The sequence below is a fragment of the Variovorax sp. V116 genome, from assembly GCF_041154435.1.
GTDB classification, from domain to species: domain Bacteria; phylum Pseudomonadota; class Gammaproteobacteria; order Burkholderiales; family Burkholderiaceae_C; genus Variovorax; species Variovorax paradoxus.
The window spans coordinates 1,156,367-1,174,620 of record NZ_AP028662.1; the positions used below are offsets into that span (position 1 = coordinate 1,156,367).

18 protein-coding genes and 1 pseudogene are annotated in these 18,254 nt (G+C 62.1%); 5 read left to right on the forward strand and 14 right to left on the reverse strand.

Annotation, left to right across the window (positions count from 1 at the left end; all coding sequences use genetic code 11):
• Positions 1 to 12 precede the first annotated feature (12 nt).
• Genes ACAM58_RS31495 through ACAM58_RS31530 form a run of 8 tightly spaced genes read right to left on the reverse strand, consistent with a single transcriptional unit; the run spans position 13 to position 7,666 of the window.
• Entirely contained in the window at positions 13 to 1,188 is a 1,176-nt protein-coding gene (locus ACAM58_RS31495; protein ID WP_307596876.1) for an acyl-CoA dehydrogenase family protein, read from the reverse strand.
• A 13-nt stretch (positions 1,189 to 1,201) separates the two neighbouring features.
• Positions 1,202 to 2,356, reverse strand: a complete 1,155-nt coding sequence (locus ACAM58_RS31500) for a thiolase family protein (protein ID WP_369664688.1) — start codon at positions 2,354 to 2,356, stop codon at positions 1,202 to 1,204.
• Positions 2,357 to 2,364: 8 nt separating this feature from the next.
• Complete coding sequence (locus ACAM58_RS31505; protein WP_369664689.1) at positions 2,365 to 2,793, reverse strand: Zn-ribbon domain-containing OB-fold protein; 429 nt, start codon at positions 2,791 to 2,793, stop codon at positions 2,365 to 2,367.
• A 19-nt stretch (positions 2,794 to 2,812) separates the two neighbouring features.
• Positions 2,813 to 3,589, reverse strand: coding sequence for a crotonase/enoyl-CoA hydratase family protein (locus tag ACAM58_RS31510; protein ID WP_307596880.1), 777 nt, complete (start codon positions 3,587 to 3,589; stop codon positions 2,813 to 2,815).
• Positions 3,586 to 4,386 (reverse strand): SDR family NAD(P)-dependent oxidoreductase, encoded by an 801-nt coding sequence (locus ACAM58_RS31515; protein WP_369664690.1) that lies wholly within the window; start codon positions 4,384 to 4,386, stop codon positions 3,586 to 3,588. Before ACAM58_RS31515 ends, ACAM58_RS31510 begins: the two co-directional genes overlap by 4 nt.
• A gap of 28 nt (positions 4,387 to 4,414) precedes the next feature.
• Complete coding sequence (locus ACAM58_RS31520; protein WP_307596882.1) at positions 4,415 to 5,551, reverse strand: CaiB/BaiF CoA-transferase family protein; 1,137 nt, start codon at positions 5,549 to 5,551, stop codon at positions 4,415 to 4,417.
• Entirely contained in the window at positions 5,548 to 6,675 is a 1,128-nt protein-coding gene (locus ACAM58_RS31525) for an acyl-CoA dehydrogenase family protein (RefSeq protein ID WP_307596883.1), read from the reverse strand. The genes ACAM58_RS31520 and ACAM58_RS31525 overlap by 4 nt, the downstream gene beginning before the upstream one ends.
• A gap of 16 nt (positions 6,676 to 6,691) precedes the next feature.
• The gene (locus ACAM58_RS31530) at positions 6,692 to 7,666 is read right to left on the reverse strand and encodes a tripartite tricarboxylate transporter substrate binding protein (RefSeq protein WP_307596884.1); all 975 of its coding nucleotides are present in this window, start codon (positions 7,664 to 7,666) and stop codon (positions 6,692 to 6,694) included.
• Between the two features lie 435 nt (positions 7,667 to 8,101).
• Here ACAM58_RS31530 and ACAM58_RS31535 point away from each other — a divergent pair, with 435 nt between their 5' ends.
• From ACAM58_RS31535 to ACAM58_RS31545, 3 genes and pseudogenes are all read left to right on the forward strand, one after another.
• Positions 8,102 to 8,503 carry a hypothetical protein gene (locus ACAM58_RS31535; RefSeq protein WP_307596885.1) on the forward strand — a complete coding sequence of 134 codons (402 nt, stop codon included), beginning with the start codon at positions 8,102 to 8,104 and terminating at the stop codon, positions 8,501 to 8,503.
• On the forward strand, positions 8,467 to 8,823 hold the full coding sequence (locus ACAM58_RS31540; RefSeq protein WP_307596886.1) for a hypothetical protein: 357 nt from the start codon (positions 8,467 to 8,469) through the stop codon (positions 8,821 to 8,823). Before ACAM58_RS31535 ends, ACAM58_RS31540 begins: the two co-directional genes overlap by 37 nt.
• 814 nt (positions 8,824 to 9,637) lie before the next feature.
• Positions 9,638 to 10,265 (forward strand): annotated as a pseudogene (locus ACAM58_RS31545) (ABC transporter permease); the annotation flags it as partial.
• Positions 10,266 to 10,433: 168 nt separating this feature from the next.
• On the opposite strand, the gene ACAM58_RS31550 reads toward ACAM58_RS31545, so the two are convergent.
• From ACAM58_RS31550 to ACAM58_RS31575, 6 genes are all read right to left on the reverse strand, one after another.
• Positions 10,434 to 11,201 (reverse strand): molybdate ABC transporter substrate-binding protein, encoded by a 768-nt coding sequence (locus ACAM58_RS31550; protein WP_369664691.1) that lies wholly within the window; start codon positions 11,199 to 11,201, stop codon positions 10,434 to 10,436.
• Positions 11,198 to 11,536 carry a cytochrome c gene (locus ACAM58_RS31555; protein ID WP_307596888.1) on the reverse strand — a complete coding sequence of 113 codons (339 nt, stop codon included), beginning with the start codon at positions 11,534 to 11,536 and terminating at the stop codon, positions 11,198 to 11,200. The genes ACAM58_RS31550 and ACAM58_RS31555 overlap by 4 nt, the downstream gene beginning before the upstream one ends.
• A 12-nt stretch (positions 11,537 to 11,548) precedes the next feature.
• Positions 11,549 to 13,300, reverse strand: coding sequence for a PQQ-dependent dehydrogenase, methanol/ethanol family (locus ACAM58_RS31560; protein ID WP_307596889.1), 1,752 nt, complete (start codon positions 13,298 to 13,300; stop codon positions 11,549 to 11,551).
• Between the two features lie 68 nt (positions 13,301 to 13,368).
• Positions 13,369 to 15,495: a molybdopterin cofactor-binding domain-containing protein gene (locus ACAM58_RS31565; RefSeq protein ID WP_369664692.1), complete on the reverse strand. Its 2,127-nt coding sequence runs from the start codon at positions 15,493 to 15,495 to the stop codon at positions 13,369 to 13,371.
• Positions 15,496 to 15,497: 2 nt separating this feature from the next.
• Positions 15,498 to 15,971, reverse strand: coding sequence for a (2Fe-2S)-binding protein (locus ACAM58_RS31570; RefSeq protein WP_369664693.1), 474 nt, complete (start codon positions 15,969 to 15,971; stop codon positions 15,498 to 15,500).
• Complete coding sequence (locus ACAM58_RS31575) at positions 15,862 to 16,362, reverse strand: Bug family tripartite tricarboxylate transporter substrate binding protein (RefSeq protein ID WP_369664694.1); 501 nt, start codon at positions 16,360 to 16,362, stop codon at positions 15,862 to 15,864. The genes ACAM58_RS31570 and ACAM58_RS31575 overlap by 110 nt, the downstream gene beginning before the upstream one ends.
• Before the next feature lie 362 nt (positions 16,363 to 16,724).
• Between ACAM58_RS31575 and ACAM58_RS31580 the strand changes: the two genes are divergently transcribed.
• A complete protein-coding gene (locus ACAM58_RS31580) occupies positions 16,725 to 17,339 on the forward strand; it encodes a TetR/AcrR family transcriptional regulator (RefSeq protein WP_369664695.1) in 615 nt (204 codons plus the stop codon).
• Between the two features lie 456 nt (positions 17,340 to 17,795).
• Entirely contained in the window at positions 17,796 to 18,254 is a 459-nt protein-coding gene (locus ACAM58_RS31585; RefSeq protein ID WP_307596893.1) for a MarR family winged helix-turn-helix transcriptional regulator, read from the forward strand.

Below are 18,254 nucleotides of genomic sequence, written 5' to 3' on the forward strand. Positions count from 1 at the left end.
TGTGGCTTTGGTTCATCCGGCCAGCGGATCAACTTCCGAGGCTAGATATCGCCCAATGATCAGTTGCTGGATCTGCGTGGTGCCTTCGTACAACCGCAACAATCTTGTGTCCCTGAAGAATCGCTCCACCACGGACTCGTTCATATAACCCGCGCCTCCGTGAACCTGCACGCCGCGGTCTGCGATCCTGCCCGCCATCTCTGTGCAGAACATCTTGCAGCAGGACGCGAGCATGGTGATCTCCGCGTTGCGCACACTCGGATCTCGGCCGTCGTATCGCGTGGCGCAGTCTTGCACCATCGACCAGCCCGCATACAGTTCGGCCTGGCTGTCGGCAAGCATGGCTTGGACCAGTTGAAAGTCACCTATCCGCTGGCCGAATTGCTTGCGCTGCGCCGCATATCGTCGTGACTCGTTCAACACTCTGCTGGCCATTCCACAAGCCACCGCCGCTATGTGTAGGCGGCCGCGGTCCAGCACTTTCATAGCCGTTCGAAAACCTTTCCCGGGAATTCCGCCAATGATGTTGGCCACAGGGATCCGCACATTGTCGAAAACCACGTCGCAGGTCTGCGAGCCCTTCTGACCCATCTTCTTGTCGATCTTCCCGAGGCTGATTCCCGGCAGGCCGGCAGGCACCACGAAGGCGGAGATTCCGTTTGCTCCCATCTCTCCGGTACGCGCCATCAGAGTGAACGCACCCGCTCGCGGGGCGTTCGAGATGAATCGTTTACGGCCGTTGATTACATAGTGGGTCCCGTCATGGTCCGCGCGCGTGCGTAGGGAGCTCGGGTCGGAACCGGCGTCCGGTTCCGTGAGCGCGAATGACATCACGAGGTCGCCGCTGGCGACACGCGGAAGAAACTCTGCCTTCTGGTCCTGCGTCCCATCCATCAGGATTCCCTGGGAACCAATGCCGACGTTCGTCGAGAATACGGATCGGAACGCTGCAGCGGTTCGGCCAAACTCTCGGATTACGCAACACTCCTGCGCCATGGAGAGCCCGCTGCCACCATACTCTTCAGGTATGGACAGGCCAAAGAGCCCCAACTCCTTCATCTCCGAGATCAGTTGAGAGGGCACCTCATCGAACTCCTCGACATGGTTCTCGTTGGGGAGCAGGCGCTCCATCACAAACCGCTGCACAGAGGTCAGCAGTACTTGAAACGACGTGGGGTCTAGCGCCATGGTGCCGTCCACCTCAAGGCCTGCGCAGCACGTGCGCGTAACAGACGGCGCCCAACCCGACCATGTGCGCCATGGCAAGCCGAGCTTGCGGCTGCTGGCGCTCCCCGGCTTCATGCCGCAACTGCCGCACGATCTCGCCGATTTGGCCGATCCCCGTGGGTCCGATTGGATGCCCCATGCCGATTAGGCCGCCAGACGGGCTGACGGCGGCGCCTCCCCCAATGTCGAAAGCGCCCTCCTTGAGCATCGGAATCGCGTGTCCCGCGCCGCAATAGCCGATGGCTTCGAGGTATTCAATTTCCTCGATGGTGAAAGCATCATGAAACTCCAGAACATCGAGCTCGCGCACGCTGACGCTCGCCTGATCCAGTGCTTTTTTGACGGTGGCCTGCGTCAACTCGACATCGTGACGGGCCGGATCGCCACTGGCGCACTGGCTTGAAGCCGCCGAGCTCAGGACTTGAACGGGGCGAACCGGACCGGAGATCCTCTTTAAGGCTTCCTCCGAAGCAACAATGACGGCAGCGCCGCCCTCCCCAACCGGTGTGCATTGCAGCTTCGTGAAGATGCCAGCAACCGGCTTGCCGGCCAGCACCTCTTCCAGCGTCTGCTCCTTCTGCCGCTGTGCGTACGGATTTTTCGCGGCATTCCTTAGGTTCTTAACGGCTACGAGCGCGATGTCGGCCACCTGGCAGCGAGACGACCGCGCGTACGCCTCAGCCCGCAGGGCGAAGCTGGTGAAGGGAACGATGGCATCGTTGGCCAGATTGTCCAGCCCGTTGATGGCTTCTGCCCGCGCGGACTGCCGTACAGGATCCGGCTTATCGACGCCGATGACCATCGACACGTCACTCACGCCGCTGGCAACGTCCAGCACCGCAGCGCGGAACGCGGCAGAACCCGATGCCGAGGCGTTCTCGATGTGAACAATGGGAATGCCCGTCGCGCCGAGATGACGCAGCATAGGCCGGCCCGACGCCATCGGAAGCAGCGCGGTGGCGACGAACGCCGAGTCGACGCTCTCCCAGGGCAGGCCGGAGTCCGCGAGCGCTTCGCGCGCGGCGGTCAGCCCCAGGTTCACGTAGGGGGTGGCGCTCAGCGCTTGGTACCGATGAAAGCCAATACCAATGACATATACCGGGCGAAAGCTCAAGAGAGGCAGCTTCACGGATATCCTTACTGTTCGCTAGAAGCAACAAAGCGCAGATCCAGCACACTCGACGAAGGGTTTCCCGGCTGGGGAACCTCGACGAGTTCTGCGACCACTGGATGACCGGGAGGAAGAATCCGTGGCACGCCGCCAGATCGTTCCGCTAGAAGCGTGCGCACGAGCGGGCCATCGTGCAGCCGCACCGCCGCGACCACAAATGGGGTCGGACGATCGTTCGTTGCGTGCAAGTGCACGATTACGCTGGCGAGCACGACCCCTGCTCCAGCAAGTTGGGTGGGCTGCAGTGATGTCGTGTCGCCGCAGCGCTCGCATCCCAGCGTCTGCCAAGGAAAGAAGACGTAGCCACACTGGCAACGACCGCCTTTGAGATACGCGCCTCGCGCCGGCTCGTCCTCGAATATTCCGTACAACGTTGGTTTCAAAAAGGTCAACATATGAGCTCCGGCGCTGTTTCTACTGTCCCGTCCACCGCGGTTTGCGCTTTTCGGCAAACGCCGCGAAACCTTCCGCTCTGTCGCGCGACTCCAGCACCCGTCTGGCGATGGGTTCCTGGGCTTTCCAGGCTTCATCATCGGAGAGATGCGCGCTTCGATCGACAACCTCCTTGCTGCAGAGCAGGGCGATCGGGGCGTTTTCCTGAAGAGCCAACGCCCATTGCTGCGCCTCCTGCAAGGCCAAACCGGGCTCTGTGATCCGGTTCACGAGCCCATGCCGCTGAAAGTCGACGGCGTCGTAGAACTGTCCACCCAGGATGACCTCCATGGCGAAGGCGCGCGGTACCCGCTTGGGTAGGCGTAACAGGGCGCCACCGATCGCCATGACGCCGCTGCGCACTTCAGGCAGGCCGAACTTGGCATCGCGAGCCGCGACAACAAGATCGCAGGCCAGACAGATCTCGAAGCCACCTCCGATGGCATAGCCCTCCACCGCAGCGATCACCGGCTTGCGCGGGGGCTTCTGGACAATGCCGAAGCCTCCGCGGCCTGCGGTCATGGCGCGCTCTCCGCGAGCGGCCGCTTTCAGGTCCGCACCCGTGCAAAAGTTTCCGCCGGTGCCGGTGATAATGCCGACCACCAGATCCGGATCGTTGTCGAGTAGGTCCAGTGCGGCGCACATCTCTTCGGAAGCCTGCGTGCCCATGGCGTTCTTCACGTGCGGGCGGTCGATGGAAATGACCAGGGTAGCGCCCTGGCGCTGTATGCTGACTTGAGCTTGGTTGTCCATGTTCATACCGATAGGGTGTAGCCGCCATTGACCGGGTAGGTCTGGCCGGTGATCCAGGAACTGGCGTCCGATGCGAGGAACAGCACCATGTTTGCAACGTCCGTCGGCTGGCCGAGTCGCCGAATGATGTAGCGCTCCAAGACCTTCTTCTTCCGGTCCGGGTCCTTGGCGAAGCGCTCCTCCAGCGCGGGCGTTGAGGTTGCGGAGATCGAGACGGTGTTGGCGGTCACCTGGTAGCGGCCCAGCGTGTGAGCGATGGCTCGCATGAAGCCAGCCGACCCTGCCTTCGCCGCAGAGTAGATTTCCAGGCCTGCCTGCCCTACTCGGGCGGCGTCTGAAATGATCGTGATTATCCGGCCGCCTCGCTTCTCGATCATGCTTGGGATGCACGCCGAAACGCAGTTGATCACACCGAACAGGTTGACGTCGACGACGCCGCCCCACACGTCCCTGCCGTGTTCCCAAAAGGGTTGCGTCACCTCTTCGCTGGGATTCGCGCCGAAATTTCCTGCGTTGTTCACCAGAATGTCGATGGAACCGTAATGTGTCGATGCTTGCCGCATCATCTCCGCGACGCTCGTTGCATCGGTCACGTCAGCCTGAACGGGGATTGCGCTTCCGCCCCTGGCGAGGATCTCATTCGCAACGCGCTTGGCCCGGTCGAGAAAGAAGTCATTGACCACGACTTTGGCGCCGTGCGCCGCGAACAAGTGACTGATGGCCTCCCCAACTCCTTGCCCGGCGCCGGTGACGACGGCCACCTTGCCTTCAAGATTGAGAATGCTTTGGTTGAGATTTTCCATGCTTGATGAACCTATTGGTTGGTGGATTTCATTCGGCCACGCCGAGACGCAGCATCTCGGCAACTTCGTCACGCGAGAACCCGAACTCCGACAGAACTTCGCCGGTCGAGTGGACCGGTGCCGGTGGAAGCGACGATGCTGAGGCGCCAAACCGAGGCACCGCACACGGAACTCGTATTTCGTTTGCATCGACAAAGGTTCCACGCGCAACGTTGTGCGGATGAGTCAACGCTTCTTGCATGCAGAGCACGGGTGACACACAGGCATCGACCCCATCGAAGTGCCCTACCCATTCATCCCGCGTGCGCGTAACGAATATTTCCTGCAGGCGCCGTCGCAGCGCCGGCCACGTTGCAGGGTCGTTGCGTTGCGTTATCGCGCAATCACTCTCCAGACCCATCCGCTTCACGAATGCATCCCAAAACTTCGGCTCAAGCGGCCCCATTGCAATGAAGCGGCCGTCATTGCATCGGTACACGCTGTAGTGCGGCGCACCGCCATCGGCAATATTCGCGCTACGCTCGTCAAGCCACGTCCCCGCCGCGAGACGCGCATAGAACGGAGCCATAAGAAACGCAGCGCAGTCGGTCATGGCCACGTCAATCACCTCTCCGCATCCGGTCCTAGCCGCCTGCAATAGGCCACTGGCAATCGCGAACGCCAGAATGGCGCCACCGCCGCCTAGGTCACCGACCAAGTTCAGGGGCACCACGGGCGATCCTGCCGTTCCAATTGCATGCAGTGCGCCTGCAATGGCGATGTAGTTGATATCGTGCCCCGCGGAATGTGCCAAAGGTCCGGACTGGCCCCATCCCGTAACGCGGCCATACACCAAGCTCGGACGGCGCGCGAGACATGCGTCCGGCCCTAGTCCCAGTCGCTCCATGACCCCCGGGCGATAGCCCTCGATGAGCGCGTCCGCGCGCTCAACCAATCGAAGCATCGCTTCAACGCCCTGGGCCTGCTTCAAGTCGAGCGTGACGATTCTTCTGCCGCGTGAATAAGGGTCCTTGGACTCTTCCACCGGGCTGCTCAGTGCGGGTGTCCGCCGGCCCTCGACGCGGATCACCGATGCTCCGGCATCGGCGAGCAGAGTCCCCGCACACGGCCCGGGACCGAGCCCTGCCATCTCGATGACCGTCACGCCCTTCAGTGGTTTGGTCATGACAGCAGGTGACGGGCTAGGACCCGGTACTTGTGAACCTCGGTCGGGCCCTCGTAGATTCGCGCCATACGCTGGCGGTCGTACCACCACGCCAGAGGAGATTCGTATGTACACCCGGCCGCCCCATGCACCTGAATAGCGCGATCCAGGATGCGGCCTACCATCTCGGTACATTGCATCTTCACGAGACCCGCCTCAATGCGCATCTCACGGTCACCGTCAGATCTTTCCGCGCAGCGATACAGCATCAACCGGTTTTGCTGGAGCTCGATCCACGAATCCACCACCATGGTCTGCACCGCTTGCTTGTCCGCTAGGGGCCCGCCAAACGCGACGCGGTCCTTGGCGTAGGAGACCATCATTTCGTAGGCCCTCTGCGCCACGCCGAGCGCGCTAGCAGCCACCTCAAAACGGGCGGACGTCAATCCGATCTGAGCTCCTTCGAGGCCGTGTCCCTCGGCGCCTAAGAGCGATGAATCGTCGACCAGGCAATCGTCGAATGTGAGCTGATGGGTCTTCATTCCACCAAGCATTGGGACCTCACGTGCGATAAGCCCGGGATTTTCTTTCTCCACCGCGAACATCGACATGCCTTTGATTCCGGCGCTTTTGTCGGTTCGAGCCACGACAAACACAACGTCGGCCTCGTCGAAGGCCGTGATCCAGATCTTCGAACCGTTGAGAATCCAGCCCTGGTCATCGCGACGTGCTGTCGTGGCCACGGCGCGCGCCGGGTCGGCGCCGCCGCCAGGTTCAGTCTGAGCGAAGCTCCAATGCTTATGCCCGGCCAGGATGGGATCGAGATAGCGCTCCTTCTGCACCCCGGTCAGCGCAAACAGCGATTGGAAAGTGTGTCCGCCGAAACGCAGCGGAGTGAGGCAGCGTGAGTTTTCTTCGATGACAGCCAGGCGATCGACCAAGCATAGTTGCGCCCCATCGAATTGCGGCGGTGCCCGCAATGCCCAGAGCCCAACCGCTTTGGCCGCCAGCATCCCTGGTTCGTAGTCCTTCAGGGTCAGCGTTTCCCCGCGCAGCATCCGCCGCTCCAGCGGCATTTGATGTTGCGCTACTAGCCGGTGGACCAAATCAACCACAGCCTTGGTCTGCTCGTTGAACTCATACATGCTTGTTGCCCTTTGACTATTGGGGCTCCAGCTTAGAGATCCTCGCCAAATTTCCGAAGATGGTTGTATCCCTCTTAATCCGTTCCGCGAAGTCTGCAGTTCCGCCCTGCGTGATCGTGTAGTTCTGCAGAATCGAATACCTTCTAACGACGTCGGGGTTGTCGAGGACCATACGGATGTCCGCCACGATCGAGGCCGCTAGGGCGCTTGGCATCCCTGCCGGTCCTACCATGCCGAACCACAGCGAAGCCATCAGATCCGGGTAGCCAAGCTCGAGCGTCGTCGGCACAGTGGGATACTCACTCGACCGCTTGCGCGCCATGATTGCCAAAGGTTTGAGAGTCCCCATCTTGAAGTGCTCCCTGCCGGAGCCCAAAGTGGCGATTCCAAGTTGCGCCTCGTTGGAAATCATCGCAAGCATGGCCGGCGCAACGCCACGGTACGGGACACCGACAAACTGCGTCCCTGCGAGCTGGTTCATCGTTTCGAAAAGAAGGTTGGGTGTGCTGCCCTGCCCCCAACTAGCGTATGAGAATGACTTCTTCACCGACTCAGGAAGCTTGACGAGTTCGGCAAGGTTCGTGGCAGGCACACTTGCGTGAGCAACCAAGTAATACTCGGACTCCACCAAGCGAGTCAGCAGCGTGAAGCTGCGGTCGGGATCGTAGGGCAGCTTCTTGAAAGCGAAACGATTGCCAACCACGATCGACTCGTTCACCAGAAGCAGGGTATGGCCATCCGGCGGGGCGTTGAGAATCGCCGTCGTTCCAATCAAACCTGATGCACCGGTGCGGTTCTCGACGACCACCGCTTGCTTCCAGATGGAGCCCAGTTCTTGGGCCAGAGCTCGCGCAACCGGATCCAATCCGCCACCTGGAGGAGACGGCACGATCAGGGTTACTTGCCGGCTCGGGAACGCTGCTGCCATTGTCGGCAAGCCGAGCAAGGCGCCCGCACCTCCAAGACATACGTTTCTTCGGATCAAGTTCATGCTTATCTCCTTAACAGGGATTGAATTCGGCTACGCCCTTGGCAGCATCACATTCGGATGTCGACTCGCCCACTTGGCATGCCAGCATCTGCAAGACTGTTGTGCATCGCTCTCCGGCAGGTGCACTGGCCACAACAGCCCGGCATCGACCACTACCTGGCGCAACACACCTCGAGCTATCCAAAGCTGCACTTGAGAGAACTTCAAGACTGTTTCCTGCTTGGGGCCGCATCACTAATCTGCACGCAGACCAAATATAGATAACGTCGTTATCGATGTCAAAGACGGGTAAACCCGAAAACTAGTACCCCCGAGTCGCTTTTTGCTGGCGCTTAGTTGTTCGATCAATGAAATCTCACATGGCGTCAGACAAACTCACGATCCCATCGCCCTTCGCAAATCGACGGGAAGCGCAGGCGCCGCACTGGCGTAGGCGTGGCCATCAGGCGCAGCATTCCGGTACGCACGTTTGCAGACTGGCGCGACCCGGCGCCAGTCTTCTTCGAGATCGACATGGTCGAACACTGCGGCGGCCCGAAGACGGACGGTGACTGCGTTCAAACCCTGACGCTGACCGACATCGCCTGCGGTTGGACGGAGTGCGTGGCGATGAGGATGCGCGACCAGATGCTGGTGATCGAAACCTTCGAAAAGGTGACGGCCGATCTGCCGTTCGAGATGCTCGGCATCGACTCGGACAATGACAGCACCTTTATGAGCCAGGCCGTGTTCGACTATTGCAAGGGCGCGGGCTTGAGAAGACGCGATCACGGCCCTACAAGAAGAACGAGCAGGCCTGGGTGGAGCAGAAGAACGGTGTCGTCGTGCGGCGCCTAGTCGGCTATGGCCGCCTGAGCGGTCGCGAAGCTACGAAGGCCCTGGCACGGCTGTACGAGTCGTCGCGGTTGTACATCAACTTCTTCCAACCGTCATTCAAGCTGAAGTCCAAGACGCGCGACGGCGCTCACGTGCACAAGGTCTACTTCGCGCCGGCGACCCCATGTGAAAGGATTGTTGCTCACAGGGGTGTCGTGCCGGCGATCAAGGAGAAGCTGACGGCGCAATTCAAACGACTCGACCCCGGTGCGACTGCTGCAGGAAATCCGCAGCGCACAGCAGGCGTTGAGCGAGATCGCGGCCCACGGCGTGCCGACTGAAGTGAAGTCGAGAAGTGCAGCCGATGTTGCAACTTTCCTTCAAGGCTTGTCGTCGGCCTGGATGGAAGGCGAGGTAGGTCCGACGCATCGCAAGCAGCCCAAGGCCTTGATGGTTCGTCTGGTCGCGGACCCTGCAGCGCCGGGTGAAGGCCTGGCGCAGCGCGCGCGTCACCGAATTGGTCCTGGGCGGTTTGCACAAGGCTGACGCAGTGCCGGCCGAAGTCTGAACGCAGTCGACCAACTTGCGCGATGCCGAGGGGGGCCGGGTGGCGCTTCGCGCCCGGCAGGCCATGGACAGGTGGACGATGCGCCCACGGTCGCAGCCTTCGCCCACATGCCCACAGCCTTCAACTAAAGAATTGAAAAGGAAGATCAAACGACAACCAGCCGCCGGGTGACATTCCCTCGTGAGGCAACACGGCGGTCAAGATAATTGACGCCGGCCAGGGCGGCGTGGATCGCCGGCAACGCACTCGCGGCGATCGCGGTGGCCGCGCCGATGGGGCCACCCGCAGCCTGGGCTCAGGTGCTCGCCAAGTGGTTCCAAAGGCGTCTCGCTGAGTTTTCGCGCCTGGGATGGGCAATTGCGCCAGCCAATGCTCCTGACCGATGGGCAGGGGATCATCGAGCAGGTGCCGGTGGAGTGCAACGTGGCGCGATGAGCAAATCGCCACACAGGCGCATGCCCGAACCGCTGGCGCCAGCGCACAGACAGGCGTCGGTCCCGGAGGATGAAGCCGAGACGGCGATCTGCCGCCGCGGCCCGGTCCTGCACGCGCTGGGCGCGATCGTCACCTGCGAGCTGCTGAAGTTCATGCAACAGACTGGCCGGCTGATCTCGGCGCTGGTGCTTCCGCTGCTGTGGCTGATGGTGTTCGCGGCCGGCTTTCGCAATGTCTTTGGGATTGCGATCGTCGAGCCCTATGACACCTACACTTCGTACGATGTTTACATCGTGCCCGGCCTGATCGGCATGGTGCTGCTGTTCAACGGCATGCAGTCCTCGCTGGCGACGCTACGACCGCGAAATGGGATCGATGCGGCTGCTGCTCACGGCTCCGCTGCCGCCCGCCTGGCTGCTCATGTGCAAGCTGTGCGCGACCGCGCTGCTGTCGGTGCTGCAGGCGCTTGCGTTCGTGGCCGTGGCGCTGGCGCTCGGCACCGACATCCCGGTGTGCTCGTGGGCCGGCGTCCACGTGCTGGGCACCCTCATCTGCGGTGCCCTGATGCTGGGCGCGCTGGGACTGCTGCTGTTGGTCCACATCAAGCAGCTGGAGAATTTCGCCGGCACGATGAACTTCGTCATCTTCCCGATGTACTTCATCTCGTCCGCGCTCTACCCGCTGTGGAAGCTGCAGGAATCTGGTGCCGAATGGGTGTATCAGCTGGCGCGCGGCAACCCCTTCACCTACGCGGTCGAGTGGCTTCGCTTCTCGCTGTACAGCAAGGTCTTCGTGCAGGTGAACAACTTGCTGGACCGCAGGTACGCCTCGGCCTCGCAACCGGGCAGCAATGGCTTCCGGGACAATGGCAGTTTCCAGGCCCGGCCGTTTCTGCCCCGCAAATGGCCAATACCCGCTGCAGCATTCGACCTTCCATGCGCCCGGCGATCAGAGCGCCGGCTCGATGCCACGCACCGACAAGCGCAACTTCGAGGCGTCGCTGGCCAGGAACTGCATCAACCGGCGAGCGTCGGCCGCGTTGGCCGCCTCAACGACCATTGCGGCGTCGTAACGCGTCCACTCCTGCAGCTCAGCCGGTACCGGCGCGGCGAGCAGCAGGCCAGGCGTCCCAAGAATACGGTCGATGGCATGCAAACCCAGTTCGGCATCGCCGAATCCAACAGCCGCGATGGGATTCGATCCACTGCCCAACTGCGTTTTCGCTCGCAACTCGGCTGCCAGGCCGAGGCGGTCGATGACGGCCCTGGCGCGCAGGCCTTCCGCACTATCCTTCGGATCGGCATAGACCAGTGATTTCGCATCCATGAGCGCCTGGCGAAGGCGAGCAGCACTGGAGAAATCGCGGACTCCAGAATCGCCGCGACGAACCGCCACGCCCACGCCCACCCGGCCAACCGGCTGACGAGTTCCGCTTTGCATGGCACCTTCGTGATCCAGCAAGTCGATCAGTTCGGCCGGCGCCACCACCAGATCGGGATGATCAGGGCCATGCAGCCTGGCTTTGAGCTGGGAGGCTTGCGTGTATTTCACCGCCACGGTCTGACCCGTGGCGTTCTCGAAGGCTCGCACAAGATCGTCCACGACAGGCTGCATCGAGGTCAGGCTCAACACGGTCAATTCGCCGGCGCCGGCTGAGACGCTACCCCATCGAGCCATCAGCAGGCCGCCGGCGGCGATCAACGAACGGCGCCTCATGGAGAGCTGTCCCCCGTGGCCACATACGCCCACAGCATCCCGATCTGCTCGGGCGTCAGCAGGCTTCGCCACGGCGGCATGCTGTTCTTGCCGTTGCTCACCGAAGTGACGAAACGCGAGCGCTGCGCTTTCGGAAAGGTACGCAGGTCGAAGAAGCCTCCACCCGGCTCGGCCATCCTGGCGCCATGGCACACAGAACAGTGCTGCGCGTACAACTTGGCGCCAGTGGCTACTTCCTCCTTGGCAAAGTTTGCCGCGCCGGCCTGTGCACGGGCGATGGGTGGCGTCGCAAGTACCAGCAACGCGCAATATGTCAGTAAGAAACGATATCTCATGATGCGCGGACGTCAGTCAGGCAGGGCGAAGGTCCACACCGAGCCGCCGAGCGGAACGTTCTTGCCGTGCTCGCCCATGAACCTGCGCCCTATCCCGCCCAGTCCGGTCAACACGGTCACGTACTGCTTGCCGTCCTGCGCCCAGGTGACGGGGTTGCTGTTGATGCCGGAGCCGGTCTGGAACTGCCACAACTGCTTGCCCGTGTCGGCATCGAACGCCTGGAACTCCCCCGTTTGCCGTCCCGTGAAGAGCAGGCCGCTCCTGGTGGCGATCATGGACGCCCAATTCGCGTGGTCGGTCAGCGGGACTTCCCACTTCGACTTGCCCGTCAGCGGATCGATGGCCTTGATGAAGCCACGGGCCTCTGGCACGTAGTTGAGCTTGATGTCCTGCACCCCCATGTAGCGCACGCCCAGCTTGTGCGGGGGCATAGGCACCGACTTCCAGCTCGAAGCCATGTGAATCGTGTTGGTGTAGAGCAATCCTGTTTCCGGATTGAACGCGGCGTGCTGCCAATTCTTCCCGCCGGCACTGCTGGGCCAGAGGTCCAGCGTCTCGCCCGCACGCATGCGCCTGGGAATGTCGGTTTCGACCGGACGCCCCGTGGCCATGTCCACATGGCTGGCCCAGTTGATCCTTTCAAAGGGATTGGCGGCAAGCAGCTTGCCGTTGGCACGGTCCAGCACGTAGGCGAAGCCATTGCGGTTGAGTTGCATCAGGACCTTGCGCGGCGTCCCCTGCAGCTTGATGTCGGCGAGGATAGGCTCCGACACGCCGTCATAGTCGAACACGTCATCCGGCGTGAACTGGTAGTGCCACACCATCTCGCCGGTCTTGGGCCGCACCGCGACCATGGAGGCGGTGTACAGGGCGTCGCCTTTGCGGATGGTTCCATTCCAGGGCCCGGCGTTGCCGGTACCCCAGTAGAGGAGGTCCAGCTCAGCGTCATAGGAGCCGGTGATCCAGGTACTGCCGCCGCCGCGCTGGTATTGGTCGGGCACCGGCCAGGTTTCCGAACCCTTCTCGCCCGGCGCGGGCACCATGTAGCCGCGCCACAGTTCCTTGCCCGTTGCCGGGTCGTAACCCGCGAGAAAACCCCGGATCCCGAATTCGCCGCCCGCCACGCCGGTGATCAGCACTCCGTTGGCCACGATCGGAGCGCTGGTGATGGAGTAACCCTCCTTCCAGTCGATGACCTTGGTTTTCCAAACTTCCTTGCCCGTCTTCTGATCGAGCGCCACCATGTAGGCATCTAGCGTGCCACGCAGCACCAGGCCGTTGTAGAGCGCCACCCCCTTGTTTGAGACACCGCAGCACACCACGCGGGGAGTGTCGGGATCAAAGTCCACGGCCGTGCGCCAGAGCTGCTTGCCGGTGACCGCATCGATCGCCACTGTCCACTTGGCGTTGCTCACGTACATCACGCCGTCGTGGATCAAAGGCTGGGCCTGCTCGCCGAAATCGTTTTCCAGCGAAAGTGACCATGTGGGAACGAGCTTCTTGACGTTGCGCTTGTTGATCTGGTCCAGCTTCGAATAGCGCTGCTGGCCATAACCCATGCCGTAAGTCAACACGCTTTCGCCGGTCCGGCCATCCGCCTTGAGGTCGTCGGCCGTCTGGGCATTTGCCAAGCCGGTGGACAGCGCCAGAATCCCCGCCACCGTGGCGAATCGATAGGCCGCCATGCGCATGCGCCCAGGCTCACCATTGGCGCCGCCGCCAGCGGCCCCCAGCAAGGCCGAGGTTTTGATTTTGCTTTTCATGAAGTCTCCGAAAAATTTTCCAGTGCATGCGAAGGGACGCCGGGGCGCCCCCTTGGTGTTCTCATTCGTCACGCCTTGAATTGAGCCGGGTCAATCGGCAGAGAGCGCACACGTTTGCCGGTCAGCGCAAACAGCGCATTCGTCACGGCCGGCGAGATCGGCGGCGTACCGGGCTCGCCCATGCCGCCGGGCGCCTCGGTGCTGGGAACGATGTGCACTTCCACCTTGGGCATTTCATGCATGCGAAGCATCGGATACTGGTGGAAATTGGTTTGCTCGACGCGACCATCCTTGTAGGTGATCCTCCCGTACAGCGCGGCCGTCAACCCGTAGACAATGGCGCCCTCTGCCTGGCGATGCACGATCTCCGGGTTCACCACCTGGCCGCAGTCGACGGCGCAGACGACCCGATGCACGCGCGGCGAGCCATCGCTGTTGAGCGACACCTCGGCCACTTCGGCCGCGTAACTGCCGTACGAGGAAACGACCGCAATGCCGCGAGCGCGGCCCTTCGGCAAGGGCGCGCCCCAGCCGGCCTTCTCGGCGGCCAGTTCCAGAACGCCCTTGTGGCGCAACGACTTGCCCAGCATGGAGCGGCGGAACTCGTACGGGTCCTGCTTGGCCGCGTAGGCGAGCTCGTCAATAAAGCTTTCGGTGAAAAAGCCGTTCTGCGAGTGCCCCACGGAGCGCCAAAACCAGACCTTCGGACCAGGCTCCTTGCGACCCCAGGCCAGCAACTGGTTGGGAATATCGTAGGGGTGGTCGGCCAAGCCCTCCATCGCCAACCTGTCTACTTCGCCTGGCCCCACCTTCGTTCCAGAACTCACACCGATCGAGGGCGAGCTCACGCCGACCTTGAGGGACGCCAGGCTACTGCCGCTGACCACGCCCTCCATCTGTGCCACGGATGCCGGCCGGTAAAATTGCGCCGCCATGTCGTCTTCACGTGTGAACACCAGCTTCACCGGCACGCCAGCGGCCTTGGACAACAGCGCCGCATCGGTAGAGGCATCGAACGAAAAGCGCCGCCCGAAACCGCCGCCCAGCAACTGCATGTTGATCTTGATCTTTTCCGGCGTGGTTTTGAGCACGCCGGCCAGAACGCCCTGCTGCGGACCTGGGCCTTGCGTGCCGATCCAGACTTCGGCCTCGTCGCCCCGGACCCAGACCGTGCAGTTCATTGGTTCCATGCAGGCATGGGCCAGGTACGGCACTTCGTAGCGTGCCTCGATCTTGGTGCCGGGGACCGCTTCGACGCTGCCCAGCTTGCGCGCCACGGCGTCGGCCTGGCGCGCGCCTTCGTCCAGCATCTGCGTCACCGCGGCACTGTTCAAGCTACCGTCGCCGCCCAGGTCCCAATCAATAGCCATCGCGTCGCGGCCCTTCTTCGCGGCCCAGTAGCCGGTGGCTAGCACCGCCACACCGGTCGGCAGCGTGACGACCTGCTTGACGCCCTTGATGGCCAGTGCCTTGGCCTCGTTCACCGCCTTGGGCTTAGCGCCCGCGAGCGGCGTCCGGGCCATTACCGCGACCAGCATCCCGGGCAGTTGCACGTCAATGCCATAGCGTGCTGTGCCGTTGGTCTTGGCCGCCGTGTCTAGGCGACTGAGCGACTTGCCCAGAATCCTGAAGTCAGAGGGGTTTTTCAGTGTGGGCTTCTCGGGCACCGGCAGCTTGGCAGCAGCCTCGGCGAGCGAGCCGTACGACGCACTCCTGCCCCCCGGGCCGAGCACGAAGCTCTTGTTGGTGCGCAGTTGCGACGCATCGATTTGCCACTGCGCCGCAGCGGCCGACACCAGCATCTGCCGCGCGGCGGCGCCAGCGGTGCGCAGGGGCATCCAGAAGCCGCGCACGCTGCTCGAACCGCCCGTCCCCTGGAACTTGAAAATCGGATTGGTCAGCGTCTTGTCGACGCCATTTTCCACTGACACCAACGGCCAGTCGGCGTCGAGCTCCTCGGCCACCATCATGGGTATGGCCGTGAAGACTCCCTGACCCATCTCGGACTGGCCGCAGACCACGGTGACACGGTTGTCCGCGCCAATGCGCAGGAAGGCGCCCATCGGGATCGAGGCAGCCCCATTGGCGACAGCCGGCGCGCCGGCCGCGCGGCCGGCGGCCGGCAGCGTGAAGCTGATGACCAGGGCACCGCTGGTTTGCAGGAATGCTCTGCGTTGGGTGAGGATGGTTTCCATGATCACGCCTTCCTGTGCAGCGTGACTGCAGCGTCCTGGATCGCCGCGCGGATCTGGTTGTAAGTGCCACAGCGGCAGATGTTGCCGCTCATTGCACTGTCGATGTCGCCGCCGCTGGGTTTGGTGTTCTTGGACAGCAGCGCGCAGGCGCTCATGATCTGGCCGGACTGGCAGTAGCCGCATTGCGGCACATCGTGCGCCACCCAGGCTGCCTGCACGGCCTTGCCGGTTTTGGTGCTGCCCACACCTTCGATGGTGGTCACGCTCTTGCCGATCGCCGCCGACAGCGGTGTGGAGCAGGAGCGAACGGGCTGCCCGTTCACATGCACGGTGCAGGCCCCGCACAGCGCCATGCCGCAGCCGAACTTAGTGCCGGTGAGCTGCAGCTCTTCGCGCAGCACCCACAGCAGTGGGGTGTCGGCGTCGACGTCGACGTCGACATTGACGCTCTTGCCGTTGACTTTCAAGGTGCTCATGGCGTTGTCTCCTTCCTGGTTTTGGTCCCGAGTGGGGCTCTAATTGGGGCTTGATTCCTGCCGCATCCGCGGCCTTCTTCAAGCGGCGGTGTTCCCGCAGTTGCAGTTCACGAACATCCTCGGACTCCACCAAGCGAGTCAGCAGCGTGAAGCTGCGGTCGGGATCGTAGGGCAGCTTCTTGAAAGCGAAACGATTGCCAACCACGATCGACTCGTTCACCAGAAGCAGGGTATGGCCATCCGGCGGGGCGTTGAGAATCGCCGTCGTTCCAATCAAGCCTGATGCACCGGTGCGGTTCTCGACGACCACCGCTTGCTTCCAGATGGAGCCCAGTTCTTGGGCCAGAGCTCGCGCAACCGGGTCCAATCCGCCACCTGGAGGAGACGGCACGATCAGGGTTACTTATCGGCTCGGGAACGCTGCTGCCCTTGCCGGCAAGCCGAGCAAGGCGCCCGCACCTCCAAGACATCGGCCGCTACTTGGCGCAACACACCTCGAGCTATCCAAATCTGCACTTGAGAGGACTTCAAAACTGTCTCCTGCTTGGGGCCGCATCACTAATCTGCATGCCGACCAAATATAGATAACGACATTACCGATGTCAAAGACGGGTAAACCCGGCAAAGAGCACGACTAAGTCGCTTTTTGCTCGCGCTCAGTTGCGCGATCAACGAAATCTCACATGGCGTCAGACAAACTCACGACGCCATCGCCTACCTCGGGCAGCCTCGTCCACTGACAATTGGCATTTGATGAGCGAAACAACTCTGACCATTTCTGCCCGCCGAGCGCGTCCGCGCCCCGGCCAGGAATGCACACGGCACCACGTGCTCGAAACGGTCTACGACCTGATCTCTGAGCACGGTATCGAAGGCCTCAGCATGAGGCAGGTGGCCGACGCCGCGGGCCTTTCCACAGGCACGATCAACTATCACTTCGGCAACAAGCAGAGCCTGGTCATTGCGGCGCTGGAAAGCGCCTACGAGCTCCCGTCGGACTGGGAACAGTACTGCGGATCGCCCTCCGCTCAGTTGCGACGCCTAGTGTTCGGCTATGTCTGCCGCAGCCCAAGGGACCGTTTCTGGCGCTTCTGGATCAATTACCTCGCCGCCAGCACGCGCAACGATGAGTTGTCGGCGCATCAAAGGACGCGCTACGAGCGGCAGGAACGCTTCTGGGCCCGGTTAATCCGTGACGCCGTGAAAGTGGAGGAGTTCAAGAAATCCCTCGACCCGCAGCACGAAGCAGAACAGCTGCTGTCCTTGGCACACGGGCTGGTCGTACGCCAACTGGTGCTTCCGTACGCGGAGGTACGCGCCGAGGCCCGGGCGCTGCTCGGTGCGCGGATCGACAGTTTCAGGGAGTGAGCACCTCGCGTGCTACGGCTTGCGGCTGACGAGCATGTGCTCCATGCGGGTCAGCGAATATGGTGTCCTGGCCAAACTTCCGCTATGGATCGGTTCACCGTCAGGTCGCGCACGCTCAGGTTCCTCGCCACCCGCATCTTCTACGCAGGTGATTAGCTCCCCGGCGCCGTCCGAGCTCAGCACCATCCCGGCCCACGAAGGTGGCTGGTAGCTGCCAACTGACAGGTTCGATTGCCAATGTCCCGTATCGGCCAACAGGCGGTCGCGACGGCATTGCGGTGCGATAAAGGCGCGCAATGCCATCGCGATCCACGCTGGTGGCCGTGCTGTCGAGCAGCATGGCCAATACCTTCGAGGTTCCCGATGGCCTGAATTTCGATATTGATACTATCAAAACAACATCTAGACAAACCTCAATCGAAACCAGACCCCATGGCAACGAGTAAACCAGGCCGCATGCGCCTCACCGACATGAGCTTTTTAGAAGGGACGATCGGCTATTCGATCCGCCGCGCCCAGATGGCGGTGTTCCAAGACATCTACAAGGCTTTTGGCGACAAGGCATTAACACTCGTGCAGTTCTCGGCCATGGCGGTCACGGCTGACAACCCAGAGATCACGCAGGCCGAACTGGCGGAGCTTCTAGCCGTCGAGCGGCCGCGCATCGTGCCGATCCTCAACAAGCTCGAAGAGCTCGGGATTGCTCAGCGGCTGGTCTGCGACACCGACAAGCGCAATCGCCGAATCGTGCTGACGCCCAAAGGGCACAAGCTGCTCGCGGAACTCAAGCGACGCTTCGCCCTCCACGAGCACCGGCTGGCTCAGCTCTTGGGCGCAGAGCATAAGAAGCTGCTGAAGATGCTGCACAAGGTCAGCGAGCTGGGTGTGGGTATGGCCGGCGATGAGGTCGACTGA